Origin of the sequence: Maribacter zhoushanensis (genome assembly GCF_029350975.1) — a bacterium.
GTDB lineage: Bacteria > Bacteroidota > Bacteroidia > Flavobacteriales > Flavobacteriaceae > Maribacter > Maribacter zhoushanensis.
Map to the genome: position 1 here is coordinate 1 of NZ_JARKMR010000014.1, position 17785 is coordinate 17785.

3 protein-coding genes are annotated in these 17785 nt (G+C 39.7%); all 3 read right to left on the minus strand.

Annotated elements, in window-relative coordinates; genetic code table 11:
* Positions 1–191 (minus strand): type IX secretion system membrane protein PorP/SprF (locus tag PXD56_RS18515; RefSeq protein WP_476703484.1); only part of this gene is annotated, 191 nt, incomplete at its 3' end.
* Between the two features lie 7 nt (positions 192–198).
* Positions 199–16047 (minus strand): Ig-like domain-containing protein, encoded by a 15849-nt coding sequence (locus PXD56_RS18520; protein ID WP_276494810.1) that lies wholly within the window; start codon positions 16045–16047, stop codon positions 199–201.
* A 594-nt stretch (positions 16048–16641) separates the two neighbouring features.
* Positions 16642–17785, minus strand: a 1144-nt coding sequence (locus tag PXD56_RS18525; RefSeq protein WP_276494811.1) for an OmpA family protein, incomplete at its 5' end; no start/stop codon positions are given.

Consider the following 17785-nt stretch of genomic DNA (forward strand, 5'->3'; position numbering starts at 1 on the left):
ACCCACTGCGAACGGTGAAGTGCCGCTATGCTGAACACCCCGCGCGAACCTGCGTACGCAGGGTTCACAGAAATCGTGTTGTACATGTACTGCGTGTACTGTGCGTCTTGTTGGGCGTATGATACCGCAAAAACGGACATCGTTATACATAGGGATATAAAAATCTTATTCATTATCGTCTTTTTGTTGATGAACTTTTTATCTGTTGATATATAAATAACCGGACTTGGTAAGGTTGTTGCCATCATTAACATATTTGATGACATAGAAATACACGCCTACCGGTAGTTCCGAGTCTTGGCTTATCGTTGCTCTACCGTCCGATGACCCCTTAAATGTATTCGTCAGGTTATCGTAACCGTTCATCTCGTACACCTTGATGCCCCATCTGTTATAGACCTGTACCGTATTGTTAGGGTAAGACTCTATATTCTCTATGATAAAGGAATCGTTGGTTCCATCATTGTCAGGGGTTATGATTTCGTTGGACACTGCTATACCGGAATCTACTACCTCGGCATTACAACCGGCTTCAAGTGTTGGTACACCGTTCAGTGAATCGCAAGGATTCAATGGATCGGTCCCATCTATAACCTCCTGTCCGTCAGGAATGGTATCCCCATCAGTATCGGCTTCATAAGAATCTGTTCCAATAGCATCTTCTTGAGCCGTTGTCAATCCATCGCCATCACAATCGCTATCCGGTAACGCCGTACCACCGACATGATCACAATCGTCTAAAGGATTTGTTCCGTCCAATACTTCTTGACCATCTAAAATACCGTCATCATCGGAATCAGAATCATTAGGGTTCGTATTCAACATTACTTCCTCGCCGTCCAATAATCCGTCGTTATCACTATCCGGATTATCAATATCAGTACCTAACGCTACTTCTTCTTCCGTCGTTAATCCGTCTTCATCACAATCACTATCGGCTAATGGATATCCGTTCACAGAACTACAATCATCTAATGGATCGGTATTGTCTACATTGACCTCTTGTCCGTCATTAATACCGTCACCGTCCGTATCAGGATTATTAGGGTCGGTGCCCAAGGCAACTTCTTCGTTATCATTGATCCCGTCATTATCAGTATCGACTGAAACCGTTACTGCTCCTGTTCCTGTGTTTCCAGAAGGATCTGTAGCCGTAATATTGATTACATCTTGGTCTACTAGAGTTGGGAAGCTACCAGAATCCGGTGTTGCCGTTTCCGTATCCAAACTCCAATCGCCGTTGGCATCGGTAGTCACTGTATATGTTACATCAGGAATGTTATCTCCATCCGTATCCAACTCAATTTCCAAAGTTTCGTTGGCATTACCTTGACCGGTCAATACCGGAGTAATATCTATTGTACTAAAACTGTCTACCGTAGGATTTGAAAGATCCAACACTGCAGTATCCGTAGCACTATCAGGACCAACATTACCCGCAATATCAGTTATATTCGCTGTCAAAATAATTGTAGCTGCATCACCAGGGTTTGCAATTACAACATCAATATATCCATTGGTAATATCAGTTGTTGTCAAGACCACTTCTTGTGAATTTCCATTACCATCGGTAATAGTTACCGTATCACCAGCTACAGCATCAATAGGTAGCGTCACTACAGCATCAATATCACCAACCAATTCATCTTCACTAATTAAGCCATCATTATTGGTGTCTTCTGTAATTTCTACGGTCGGAGCCAATGGATCTGTAAGATCCAACACTGCGGTATCCGTAGCGCTATCTGGACCAACGTTTCCGGCAACATCCGTAATATTAGCAGTTAAAACAATTGTACCTGCATCACCAGGATTTGCGATTATAACATCAATAGATCCGTTCGTTATATCGGTTGCGGTCAAAATCACATCTTGTGAATTTCCATTACCATCGGTTATGGTTACCGTATAACCAGCTACAGCATCAGCAGGTAGTGTTACACGTGCATCAATATCACCAACCAATTCATCTTCACTGATTAAACCATCGTTATTGGTATCTTCAGTAATTTCTACGGTCGGAGCCAATGGATCTGTAAGATCAAGCACTGCAGTATCCGTAGCACTATCAGGACCAACATTTCCGGCAACATCCGTGATGTTCGCTGTTATAACAATAGTACCTGCATCTCCAGGATTTGCGATTATTACATCAATAGATCCGTTCGTTATATCGGTTGCGGTCAAAATCACATCTTGTGAATTTCCATTACCATCGGTAATAGTTACCGTATCACCGGCAAATGTTTGAGCAGGTAGCGTTACACGAGCATTGATATCACCAATTAGTTCATCTTCACTAATCAAACCATCATTATTGGTGTCTTCCGTAATTACTACGGTCGGAGCCAATGGATCTGTAAGATCCAACACTGCAGCATCCGTAGCACTATCTGGACCAACGTTTCCTGCAACATCCGTAATGTTCGCTGTTAAAACAACAGTACCTGTATCTCCAGGATTTACGATTATTACATCAATAGATCCGTTCGTTATATCGGTTGCGGTCAAAATCACATCTTGTGAATTTCCATTACCATCGGTAATAGTTACCGTATCACCAGTTACAGCATCAGCAGGTAGCGTTACACGAGCATCGATATCACCAATTAGTTCATCTTCACTGATCAAGCCATCATTATTAGTGTCTTCCACTATTTCTACCGTTGGCGCAGTTGGATCAGTAAGATCAAGCACCGCAGTATCCGTAGCACTGTCTGGACCAACATTCCCGGCTACATCCGTTAAATTCGCAGTTACAATTATAGTATTTCCATCACCAGGATTGGCGATTACAACATCAATATATCCATTGGTAATATCAGCTACGGTCAAGACCACATCTTGCGAGTTACCATTACCATCTGTAATAGTTACCGTATCACCAATTTCAGCATCTACAGGAAGTGAAACACGAGCATCAATATCACCCATTAACTCATCTTCACTAATTAAACCATCATTATTAGTGTCTTCAGTTATTTCTACTGTAGGAGCAGTTGGAGCCGTTGTATCAAGTACAGCTGTATCCGTAGCGCTATCATCACCAACATTACCAGCAAAATCTGTAATAAATGCTCCCAATACTATTGTACCAGCTTCACCAGGGTTGACAATAATAACTTCTATAGAACCAGTCGCTATATCGGTGGTTGTCAAGATTACATCTTGCGAGTTACCGTTACCATCTGTTATGGTTACCGTATCTCCAACCTCCGCATCAATAGGTAGTATAATTACTGCATCGATATCTCCAGACAATTCACTTGCACTGATTAAACCGTCATTGTTTACATCTTCTGCAATTTCAACCAATGGCGCACTAGGAGCCAGAATGTCTATTATCGCAGTATCAGTAGCACTATCTGGTCCAACATTACCAGCAACATCAGTTAAGTTAGCCGTTACAACTATAGTATTACCATCACCAGGGTTGGCGATTACAACATCTATAAATCCATTAGCAACATCTGTGGCAGTCAAGACCACGTCTTGTGAATTACCATTACCGTCAGTTACAGTAACAATATCTCCTTCAAAAGTTGGTCCAACCAAAGTTACACGAGCATCAATATCGCCTACCAATTCATTTTCACTTATCAAACCATCATTATTGATGTCTTCAGTAATTTCTACTGTTGGCGCACTAGGATCGGTAAGATCAAGTAATGCCGTATCAGTATTACTATCAGGTCCTACATTTCCAGCTACATCTGTTACGTTGGCAGTTACGTTAATAGTACCACCATCTCCCGGATTAGGAATTACAACAATAATAAATCCGTTGGTAGCTTCAGCTGCTGTAAGAACAACATCTTGTGAATTACCATTACCATCAGTTATGGTCACGGTATCTCCTGCTGCTATATTAGTTGGTAATGATACAGCGGCTTGAATATCGCCATCTAATTCATCTTCATTAATTAACTCATCATCATTACCGTCATCTACAATAATTACTGTAGGAGCACCAGGATCAGTAAGATCCAGCACTGCTGTATCTGTAGCGCTATCAGGACCAACATTACCAGCAACGTCCGTAAGATTTGCGGTTACCACAATGGTACCAATATCTCCAGGATTGGCAATTACAACATCTACATATCCATCTGATATATTTGTCGCCGTAAGTATCACATTTTGTGAATTACCATTACCATCGGTTACGGTAACCGTGTCACCGGCAACAGCATCAACAGGTAATGTTACACGAGCATCAATATCGCCAACAAGTTCATCTTCGTTTATTAATCCGTCATTGTCAACATCTTCAGAGATAACTACTGTCGGTGCCAAAGGAGCTGTGGTATCCAATACTGCTGTATCTGTAGCACTATCAGGACCAACATTGCCTGCAACGTCAGTTAAGTTAGCTGTTAATACAATAGAACCGTTTTCACCTGGATTGATGACGACCACATCTATAGTACCCGTTGCAATATCTGTTGCAGTAAGTATTACATCTTGTGAATTTCCATTACCATCGGTTACCGTAACCGTATCACCAGCAACCGCTCCTGCAGGTAGTGTTACCACTGCATCTAAGTCACCTACTAATTCATCTCCATTTATTAATTCATCATTGTTGACATCTTCCGTAATTTCTATTGTAGGAGCCAATGGATCTGTAAGATCTAATACCGCAGTATCCGTAGCACTATCTGGACCAACATTACCGGCAGCATCCGTTAGATTTGCGGTCACCACAATGGTACCCATATCTCCAGGATTTACAATAACTACATCAACATATCCTTCTGATATGTTTGTTGCCGTAAGTATTACATCTTGTGAGTTACCATTACCATCAGTAACGGTCACCGTATCTCCTGCAACTGCATCAACAGGTAGTGTTACACGAGCATCAAAATCACCAACAAGCTCATCTTCGTTTATTAATCCGTCATTATTTGTGTCTTCAGAGATAACTACTGTTGGCGCTAAAGGAGCCGTGGTATCTAGTACAGCTGAATCTGTAGCACTATCTGCACTCGTATTACCAGCTACATCTGTAATATTAGCTGTTACCACGATGGTACCATTCTCACCAGGGTTGGCAATTATAACAGTGATATCGCCATTAGTAATATCAGTTGCAGTAAGCACCACATCTTGTGAATTACCATTACCATCCGTAATGGTAACCGTATCACCAGCAACGGCATCGGCAGGTAGTGTAACTACGGCATTAATAGGTCCGGTTAGTTCATCATCACTAATTAAACCATCATTATTGGTATCTTCAGTAATCTCAACTGTTGGAGCCGTTGGAGCCATTGTATCTATAGTCAACTCTAAAGTAGTAATATCAACAGCACTATTACCTGCTGCATCCGTACTGGTTACCACAACTTCATTTGTACCGTTTACATTTGGAGCAAAAGTTCCGCTTTCTGGAGTTTCAACTTCAGTATCTAAAGTCCAATTACCAGAGGCATCGGTAATAATGGTATAAATTGCACCACCAACTTCTATTTCTAAAGTAGAATTTGCTTCTGCAGTACCTGTAATAACAGGTGTTATGTCATTTGTAATTTGACTTTCTACAGTAGGAATTGCAGGGTCTGTAGTATCTATTGTCAACTCTAAAGTTGTAACATCATCAGTACTATTACCAGCAGCATCTGTACTTGTAACGGCTACTTCATTTGTTCCATTTACATTTGGAGTAAATGAACCACTATCTGCGATAGCAGTTTCCGTATCAATTGTCCAGTTGCCAGAAGCATCTGCTGTTGTTGTATATGTTGCACCGGCAACTACTACAGTTACCGTAGAATTTGCTTCTGCAGTACCCGTAATAACAGGTGTAATGTCATTCGTAATTTGACTATCAACAGTAGGTATTGCTGGCGGAGTTACATCTACCGTAAGCAAAGCACTATCAGAAGTTAACGGCGAACATACAAAGCTAGTCTCTGTAATTATCACTCTATATTCATAACCCTGTTGTGTTGTTGTTATACCTGTTAATGTCAGTGTTTCTGTATTACTTCCTGAATAAATATCAGTTGCATTTGCATCGTCAATATCAACAAAACCACCACCAGATTGGTCATCTACTTGCCATTGATACAGTACATCTGTACCTGTAGCCGTTACCGTAAATGTCTCTGGAGAACTTCCATTTGTTAATACATCTTGAGGTTGTTCAGCTGCTGTTGCTATTGTTGGTACAACACCTGGTTGTTGAAAGTCGAATGTTGAATCTGTAGCACTATCTAAATTATTTGGAGTAGTATATCCATCAACAACGGTAGTACCTGTTACGATACCATTTGCATCAACAACTGTAGCACCATCGCCCAATATTCCGTCTGCATTAGGATCAGTAAATCCAGCTTCGATAACATCATTACATCCATCTCCATCAGCATCTAATTCCAAGAAATCAAATATTCCATCAGAAGTAGTTTCAGAATCTGATACCGTATAACTTACCGCACCACTATTTTGCTGACCACTTGCTTGTACCGAATTTGGAATACCATCTGTACCTACCGCACCAGTTACAACACCAGCGGTAAACGCTTGGTCACTGCCAGATTCTACAACATCATAAATACCATCATTATCTGTATCTAAATCAAAGTGGTTAGGAACACCATCACCATCGGTATCAAAAATATCTACAATACCATCACCGTTGGCATCAGCCCCTAAATCAGTATCATTATAATTCAATATTCCATCAGAATCATCATCAGCACTAGGATCAGTTCCTGAAGTTTCAACCGTATCTAAAATACCATCGTTATCATCATCTAAATCAATAGAATCTGCTATACCATCTAAATCATTATCATCAATACCAACTTCGCGGTAATCAACTTCTGGAGTTGTAGTTTTAGCTATGTTAGGTAAATCTGAAGCTCCATTATCTTGATCATCATTAGTATCAAAAAGAGTACCTGGTGTATCTACATCATCATATCCATTTAATAAACCATCACCGTCAGAATCTAGATTGTTTGAAGCTAATGTAAAACCAGCTTCAACTCTATCGGTAAAACCATCGCCATCTGAGTCTAAATCTAAATAATCTGGAACACCATCAAGGTCTGTATCAATAACGGTTAAACCTTCATTACCTGTTCCTTCATATGGATTTCCTAAACCATCAGTGTCGCTATCAACTGTTCCTCTTGGAATATAAGAAGAGGTAAGTTGTGCCTCTACATTATCTGGAATACCATCATTATCAGAATCAATATCCAAATGATCTTCTATACCATCATTGTCACTATCAATACCTTGGTAAATAGTATATGTTGGTGACGAACCACCACCAGAAGCAGTGCCACTAAGACTATTTCCTGAAGTTGTATTTGTAGGCGTGAATAATCCGTTTATATCACAAGTTTGGAATAAAATAGAACCTAAATAATCTTGTGTAGCAAAACCTGTTTGTAACTCACCTGTAAAAGTTAAGTCAAGGTTTGTAGTTTCATAATAGTTAAAGTATGCTGCTAACTTAGGACCAAAATCAACTCCTGGCCATGTTTCGTCAGGACCTTCAAAAGTTGCCGTACCTGTAGCTAAATTTTCTGATACCGTAAGTAATGAATTACTATCAACAGCGTATAAACCTGGTCGCGTAAGTGTAACACTTTCTTTGGTATTTGCGCCATCAATATCATAGATGACCCCACCAAATCTTATAAGGTTTACTTGAAAATCCGTACCAGTTGCTACCAATCGTATATTAAATGAAATACTACCTTCTTCACCAGCAACACTAGTTCCGTTACCTACATCAAAAGTAGGCTGCCAAGCTTCATTACTACTACCTGCCGGAAATGCATCTATAGAAGTTAAGGTTGCATTATCAATAGCTGTAATTCTAACAATAGCATCTAAAACACCTAACGATGAAGTAACTACCGTAGAGAATCTATATTCTGCATTTACGGTACCTGCACCTGAACCTGTAGCAGGTATATAGGTACCACCAATAAATGAACCAGCAGGAATACCACAAGCATCACCTTTTGTATCTGTAGGTTGGAAACCTAATGATTCTACATAATCTAAAATACCATCATTGTCATTATCGATATCAACAAGATTATCAACCCCATCACCATCTGTATCAATTGGATCTAAATGCACATTTGCATCTCTAAAATCTACCTCACTTGTAAAAGGATCTTGAGTATTTAAGAAAGTTGTAACATCTTGATTATTATTTGTAGCTCCGTTTGAATCAGCGATACCATTTGGTGCCGATATACTTAAGTCAAAAGCATCATCTAAACCATCATTATCAGAATCTGTGCCTGAAGGCGTAACATCTGCTGCTAAATCATCATTATAATCATAAACCTCTGTAGTATCATCTAAGCCATCATTATCAGAATCTGTATCTCTGTAATCAGGTTTATCCGTTCCATCTGAATTTGTTGGTTCATTAATAGATTCTCCAGAACCTGCAGGTGCAACCTCGTAATTATCGGCTAAACCATTTCCATCAGAATCCGAAGATGGAAAAAGGTGACCTGAAGTTGACTGCCATTCTATATTATCAATAATTCCATCAGCATCACTATCCAAATCTAAATAATCAGGACGACCATCTAAATCTGTATCTTCCGGTGAAGTAGTTAAACTTCCGCCATTATCTACATCAAAAGCATCATCTATACCATCATTATCAGAATCGTTACCTGATAGTTGTACTAGAGCAGCATCTGTCTGTGCTTCTACTAAATCTCTAATACCATCATTATCAGAATCAATATCTAAATAATCAGGACCAGCTGTACCATCAGAATTTACAGGAACTGCTGTTACGCCTGCACCATCTACACCGCCATCTTCTAAAACATCTGGAATACCGTTGGTACCCACACCACTTTCAGAACTATCTATAAATCCATTACCATTGGTATCTAAACTTCCATTGCCTGTTTCAACAAGATCCGGAATACCATCATTATCACTATCTAAGTCTAAACTATTTGGAACACCATCACCATCAAAATCACCAGTACCCTCTACTGAATCTGGAATACCATCATTGTCATCATCTTCATCACACGCATCTGGCAATGCATCGCCATCTGCATTTATAGCATCATCAAAACCTTCACACGCATCTAAAGAATTTTGTACACCGTCACCATCGCAATCACTAGTTGGTAGAGGAGTACCACCTATAGATTCACAATCATTTAACGGATCTGTACCATCTGTATCTTCTTGACCGTCATTAATACCATCACCATCTGAATCAGGATTATAAGGATCTGTACCATTGGTAACTTCAGTTCCATTTATAATTGAATCACCATCACAATCGGCAGCTGCCCAAATTGGGTTAGTGGCATCATAACCAGTATAACCTACTGTTTGTGAAGGATCACAAGGATCTAGCGCATCTGCATCTGTATTATCAGGCACACCATCACCATCAGTATCTATGCTATATGGATCGGTACCATTAGTTACTTCCGTACCATTAATAACTCCGTCGTTATCACAATCGGCAGCTGCCCAAATAGCATTACTGGCATCATAGCCTGTGTAACCAGGGGCTTGTACAGGATCACAAGGATCTAACGGATCATTATCCACATCATCTTGAATTCCGTCACCATCAGTATCTGTATTATATGGATCTGTACCAAAAGTATCTTCCGTACCATTAGTAACATTATCACCATCACAATCTGCAGCCGCCCAAATAGCATTGCTGGCATCATAACCTGTATAGCCCGCTACTTGTGCAGGGTCACAAGGATCTAACGGGTCAGTATCCGTATTATCCGGAACACCATCACCATCGGTATCTGTACTATAAGGATCTGTACCGTTGGTTACTTCAGTACTATTAATCACTCCGTCACCATCACAATCGGCAGCTGCCCAAATAGCATTGCTGGCATCATAACCAGTGTAACCTGAAGCTTGTATTGGGTCACAAGGATCTAATGCATCTGAATCTGTATTATCTGCAACACCGTCACCATCGGTATCTGTATTATAAGGATCAGTACCGTTAGTAGCTTCGGTGCCATTGGTAACTCCGTCGCCATCACAATCTGCCACTGCCCAAATAGCATTACTAGCATCATAACCAGTATAACCTGCTGCTTGTACTGGGTCACAAGGATCTAACGGATCTGCATCTGTATTATCAGGAACCCCATCACCATCTGTATCTGAACTATAAGGATCGGTACCATTTGTATTTTCCGTACCGTTTATAACACCATCATTATCACAATCTGCCGCTGCCCAAATAGCATTACCGGCAGCATAACCAGTGTAACCTGCTGCTTGTACAGGATCACAAGGATCTAACGCATCTGAATCTGTATTATCAGGAACACCGTCACCATCAGTATCTACATTGTAAGGGTCAGTACCGTTAGTAGCTTCTGTACCATTGGTAACCCCGTCACCATCACAATCTGCTGCTGCCCAAATAGCATTACTGGCATCATAACCAGTATAACCTGCTGCTTGTACAGGATCACAAGGATCTAACGCATCTGCATCTGTATTATCAGACACACCATCACCATCGGTATCCGTGCTATATGGATCTGTACCATTAGTAGCTTCTGTACCATTGATAACTCCGTCACCATCACAATCTGCCGCTGCCCAAATAGCATTGCTGGCATCATAACCAGTATAGCCCGCTGCTTGTACTGGGTCACAAGGATCTAGTGCATCACTGTCAACGTCATCTTGAACACCATCACCATCTGTATCATTATTAAAAGGGTCTGTACCATTGGTAACCTCTGTACCATTATCTACATTATCAGCATCACAATCCTCCGCTGCCCAAACTGCATAATTTTCATCGGCTGGAGCACGAACCGTTGGTACGGTAACCTCACAAGGATCAGATGGATCTGTACCATTGGTTACTTCAAATCCATTGGTTTCCCCATCACCATCACAGTCTAAATCATTCCAACTAGTTTCAGCATTAGCTACAACCTGATTTGTACTATATACACACGGATCTAAAGGATCAGTATCCGTGGTATCTGGATCGCCATCGCCATCATCATCTAAATCACAGATACCGACTAATCCGTCACCATCTAAATCTAAATCTTCAGTAGTTACTGCACTTATAGCGCCCGTGTTATAGGCAGCTGCAGCTACCAATCCGTTTGCTAATATTTTTCCTGAACCATCACCAACAGTTGCAGTATCAGCGTCATCATATTGAGAACCATCACCATTATCGGCAGTACTACTTTCATATGCTTCGTTAGCATCTGAACAGGTATCACCATCACTATCTACATTAAGAAAATCTGGAGTACCAGCTGTTGTTTCTGTAGCAACAGTACCTGTCCCAGCTGTATTAGGAATACCTTCTGCGCTTATTGCGCCATCTGCAATACCATTACCATCTGCATCTGTACCGCCTGATTCTACAACATCGTAAATTCCATCATTATCACTATCTAAATCAAGCGTATTTGCTACACCATCATTATCATTATCACAATCTAAAACCGATCTAAAGGCAAAACCTTCATTTACGTGATTAGCACTTGAATTTATAGTACCATCTGCAAAATAACCAATATCCATAGGGAAAGTTATGCCCGTGCTGGTATCAATCAATAAAGACCATTGCGAATCTGGTACAAGTCTGGATAAACCTGCAGCATCCGGAGCCACTTGAAAAGGAGTACCCGATGTTATCACGGCACCATTACCTAAGTCTGTTTCACCCAATGGATCTGACAATACTGCCGTACCGCCACCTGGCCATGTAATCGTAACTGTTTTATCTGCATTTTGAATTCCACCTACTGCACTATTAGGCTCAAAAGAAGAAACTCTAATTGCATTTTGTACTGCATTTACAGGCTCTTGTAACGTAAGCGTCATTTCTACGGTTGGATCTGTTCCTTGGTTCCATCTTACTTGCAAACCATTATCGGCAGAACCGGTTTTATCTAAAATATTATATTCGGTAGATGTAATCGTAAACTGTTGACTTACGCCATTACCATTATTATATTCTCCTGTTAGCAGTAATGTATCATCTCCTGATAAAATTGAACCAATGGCAGGCGTACATTCTAAAGCATTCGCTATACCATCATTATCATTATCTTCATCACAAGCGTCACCTACACCATCGACATCCGCATCATTATATAACGGATGATTTGGTGAACATTCAGAACATGCATCTGACTGTTGTAAATTATCTATAGCTGTGCCTACTGCTTGTGAAGACCCACCAGGTATACCTGCTGCATCTGCAGTAGCCGTAAGTTGAAAACTACCATCTATGTCAGTATAATCATAAGTTGCTGCACCCTCTAAAGCATCTGGGCAACCATCATTATCACTATCTAAATCTAAATGATTATAAATACCATCATTATCCGTATCTAAATTATAGGCACATAAAATATTAACTGTCCACCCTATATTGTCTGCATTGGCAGCATCCATTTGGGTTATGACAATTTTATCTATTGGCTTATCTATATTAAACCTAAAATTAGCCTCTTGAGCTCCTCCGCCAATAATTGCCGCTATTGCATCTCCAGTTACAGGATCATAAGAAGCTCCCGAACCTATTGTTCCACTAAGTGCATAAATATCTGCCGTAAATTCTACTTGAACCCCATTATTAAAAAATCTTATATTTTGACTTTCATTATATGAGCCCGAAGCATTTCTTGCTAAACTTCTTACATTAAATTCCGTAGACAGAATAAGCTCAGAAAATACAATTTCAGTAGAAGTACCGCTAACAGCTGAACTAGAATTACGCGTTTGCATATCTACCCTTACCGTACCGTCTGTATAATTTGGATTACCAGTAGCAAAGCTTCCTGAACCTATAGTAGTTGTAATAACTGCCGAAACTCCACTATCAAAATCTTTTAAATAAGTAACTAAATCACCGTCATTACTATCTGCTGCAATAGTATTATAAGATGCATCAGTAAAATGAATGTTTGTTGAAGCAGCTGCACCACAACCACTATTAGATTCATCTACATCTAAAATACCATCATTGTCATCATCTTCATCACAAGCATCACCAATAGAATCGCCATCAAAATCTGTAAACAAAGGATGGTTTGGCAAACATTCTGAACATGCACTTGATCTTGCCAACTTATCTAGCGAAGTACCTCTGCCTTGAGCGGTACCACTAGGTACACCATTGGCACCAACAGCTACCGTTAATCTAAGATCACCATCAATATCATCATAATCATAACTTGCATCGCCCTCTAATGCATCAGGACAACCATCATTATCACTATCTAAATCTTTACAATCTACAATACCATCACCGTCGGTATCTGTTGTAGATACTCTAGGAAATTCACCGATTTCCATTCTAAATTGTTGTGTACTTGGCACGATATTATCATCCCAATCCATATAAAAATAAGTAGTTCCATAACTCTCAGCCACTATAGGGCTAGAGCCGCCACTACCATTTGCTTCTAAACTTGCATAACCAGAACCATCGTCTGGTGTTACTAAAACATTAGCCGGAGTATCAGCATTTACATAATGCATTTGACTATTAGACAGGTATGTTTCTATTTCACCTGTACTAAATGCTACACCTGAAAGAGCCTCTCTTCTAATATCTACAGGTTCAGAAAACTCTAAGATAAAACCTGCGTGACCTCCAAGTAAACTACCTGAAGATGCGCCCATGTAAAGCCTAGCATCATCTGGCTCATTTGAAATTGAAGTTATAGTGACCATCACTCCTGCTAAATTTGCATTTAAGTCCCCAAGGTCGAAAGTACCTATAAGTCCCCATTCATTGTCACCACTACTTCTACCTGACCAGTACGTACTACCTATAACTCTATTCCATTGAAAATCTATCCAACTAATTGAAGTATCTTCTGTACCTATAACCGATGCAGGAGGTGCAACACACTCATCTGAATCTAAAATACCATCATTATCATCATCTAAATCGCAACCATCTGGTACGCCATCATTATCATTATCGGCGTTATCATCAAACCCTTCACAAAGATCTGAAGTATCTGGAACACCATCATTATCATCATCTAAATTTTCTATAGTAATTTTCTCACTTGTGTCATCAGTAGATGAATTGGAATCTGTTTGATCTTGAGTGTTAGAAATCGTATTTGTAATACTTTTTGTAGGGAACGGAGCATCTATATCATCGGCAGAAGCGACAATAACTATTGATTGCTTTTCACCTCTGACCATATCACCTACATTCCAATTTGGAGCGGACCAAGTACCTTTGCTTGGAGTTGCACTTACTAATGTTAAACCTGTTGGTAACTCATCAGTAATAACCAAACCAGTTGTGTCATCTAATCCAAGGCTTTCTACAGTAATTGTAAAGGTTACTGTTTCACCTTCCGATATCGTAGTTTTATCAGCTGTTTTATTAATAAATATATCAGGATCACAGTAAAAAACCTCTATTACGTTAGAGTTATAATCACATCCACTTTTTGAAACATTTACATAGTGCTCACCAATTTCTACTGGTGTATAGCTATTTGTAGTTGCACCTGGTATTGCTACGCCATTCCTAAACCATTGATAGGTATCAAAAACCTCTGTCAGCGTAATGGTTGAACCTAAACAACCAGACCCTGTAATTGTATAATCAACTACTGGGACCGTATCAAAACCAGAAAAATAACCTCCTGTCCCTAAAGCACCACTAAAACCAACAACTCCAACAGCAATTGCTCCAGAAGATTGTACATATATATTACCTGTTAAACCTGGAATATAAAAACTTTTCCAAGGTAAACCCGTAGCCGGTATAGCAGCAGGTAAGGTTACAGGAACACCATTTGAAGTTACCGTTATATTGGCATCAGGAGTACTATTTGATGCTAGAATGGTTAACCCGCCAGATATCGTTTTTCCTGCTAAATCTTCAATAGTACTAATATTATTTACATTATCTGGAAGTAAACAATTAACAGGAGCTATAAAATTCATTCCAATAGTTGCTCCAGAAGTACTACCTGCCAAACATTGATAAGCATACACATTTTTAGATGTGGTAACCGTCATATTATTACCCGCTGTACCACCAGAATAATTTGACCCAGGAACCACAAAGTATTCTCCTTCATTTATTGTTGCTATAGGTGTTGCTGCTCCATTAACAAAAATATCGGTACCACTTGCGGTACCGATTATAATCGGAAATTCTAAAGTATCTGATCCTCCTCCCCTAATAAAAACATACTCACGACCAATAATATCTATAGGTACTGGCTGATCTGTTCCTCCATCTTGTATATTAGAGCCTGGAGTAACACCAAGTAGTATATGACCTGTACTAATAGCTATATCCTTATCTGATAAAACATCTGCTCCTAACCACCCATATCTATTTGCATCTCCATTATTTCCTTCTGCTTCTAATACATAAGATTCTCCTTTGTTCAAAGTAATAGTAATCGTGTCATCCGTTATACCTGTACCATTATTACCTAATCTAAAAACACAATCAGGATCATAGTCTGAAATAGTAACTGTTGTATTGTCTTCGGTAGCCATAATACCCAAAACTGCATTAAAAATTGGACGGTCATGAAGAAAAGGAATACCACCCCATTTAAAATGAGTTCCTAAGGCCGCACGTCCCTTAGAGGTTAAGGAAACACCTTGAGAATTACTATTACCTCTATAATTTGCATAGAACTTTTGACCCCCTGGTGCCTCTAAACGTAAACCTGCCGTACTACCTACAATCCCTACTTCTGCATTAGGCAATAATGTTATTCCATTTTCATTTGTAGGTAATATATAAGTGTAAGGTACTGTGTTAGAAACAGAAACCGTTGCTAGCGGAGTTGCCGAGGTTCCTACGTAAATATTAACATCAAAAGGTATTACTTCCGGAGTGGAAAGGTATACATACTGATTAATAATATAATTCGGGTTCGTCTCAGTAAGTGGTGGCATATAATGCAAGTCACTTAATTGAGCGTAAGAACTAACAATAGTAAAAAGAAAAAATACTACTGATAATAATCTGCTCTTAATTTTTAATGATGCTATTTTCATAATGTATTATTGAAGGGGATGGTCTATCAAAAAAATATGGTTGTATTTGTAATCTTTTTTCAAGGTGATAGTTGATATTTTTAAAAAATTAATTCAAATAAAAATGTTATTTTTTTAACGATTCACTTTTAACGTCGAACACAGTTTAACTATAGTTCGATGGTTTAAAAATGTCTTTTAATGGTTTTACCTGCATAAATTGATTCATAATTTTTAGGTTCCTATTTAATATCAATATTCGATATGTAGGTTTTTTATTACATAATAAGTCGTAAAAATAAAGTGTATATAGACTTATGAATCAACTATTGTTGTATATCATCGTCATAATGTTGTGAAATGAACATTATTGTATATCAAAAAAATAGACTAAAGTGCATTTCATCGATAAGAACAGTAATATCAACAGGTTCAAAAAGTACCTTTTTTAATTATTTGATATTTAACAAGTGCCAAAAAGAATATTTTACTTGATTTTATATCGAGAAAATCCAACCAAATTCATCCTATTTTTATAGGCTATTTTCTGACAACAAAAAAGTGGATAGGAGCAATGCTCCTATCCACTTTTCAATATCTCTTGGTTTATGTTGGTTATTCCACCACGATAAACTCCGATCTTCTGTTGAGCTGATGCTTTTCCTTGCTACATGGAACGTTGTTGCTACAACCGTTCGTAAGCTCCGTCTCGCCATAGCCCTCATATGAGATTCTGTTGCTCGGGATGCCTGCCGCTATTAGGTAATCTGCCGTTGCCTTTGCCCTGTTCGCGGATAATTTCATATTGTACGCATCGTTAGCCCTTGAATCCGTATGCGAACGTACCTGTACCTTTACGCTTGGGTATTCGTTAAGGTATGCCAGTACCTTCTCGATACTGATCCTTGCATCTTCCCTGATGAAGTACTTGTCGAAATCGAAGTAGATCGGTTCTATGTTCAGGTATTGCGCAAGGTCCGTACCTATCGGTGCGGATGGGTCCACCTGTGCAAGTACGATCTCTATACCGGTCACATCTTCTGCCCTTACCGTCATGAACGACCTGTTGCCTTCCTCATAGTCCGCTTTGGTAGCCACTACCTTGTAACTGCCTTCCTCGCAGTTGCCTTCCATCTCGAAAGCTCCGTTCTCGTCCGTACTCGAGCTCGATACTACTTTGTTATCCTTGTCGTATACCGTTACCGATGCATCCGTTAACAACTCATTGGTCTTTTCGTCTTTTACGATTCCCGTGATATTGGTATGGCAGGTGAAGTCCAACGGCGTCATTTCTACAAAACTGTAGATATCGTCGTTTCCCTGTCCTCCTTTTCTATTCGATGCGAAAAAGCCTTTCTTGGTCTCTTCGTTGATAATGTACGAGAAGTCGTCTTCCTCTCCGTTCAATGGGCGTCCTACATTGAACACTTCTCCCCTTTCGTTGTTCAGGTCCGTGGCAAAGACATCAAGTCCCCCTAGTCCTGGGTGACCGTCCGACGAGAAGTACAATATGCCAGAATCAGTCACGAACGGAAAGGTCTCCCTTGCCTCCGTATTGATCCTCTCCCCCAAGTTCTTCGGTGTACTAAAAGTACCGTCCTTGTTGATATCCACAACATAGATATCCGACTCCCCTTTCGTGCCCGGCATGTCAGAGGCGAAGTATAGTTTCGTCTCGTCGCTGTTCAGCGTTGGGTGTGCTACAGAGTAACTGTCACCGTTAAAGGGCAGTTCTTCGATTTCGTTCCATTCGTCTTCT

Excerpts from the sequence above, each read along its gene's own strand:
- PXD56_RS18520 (WP_276494810.1), bottom strand. The coding sequence starts at position 16,047 with ATGAAAATAGCATCATTAAAAATTAAGAGCAGATTATTATCAGTAGTA.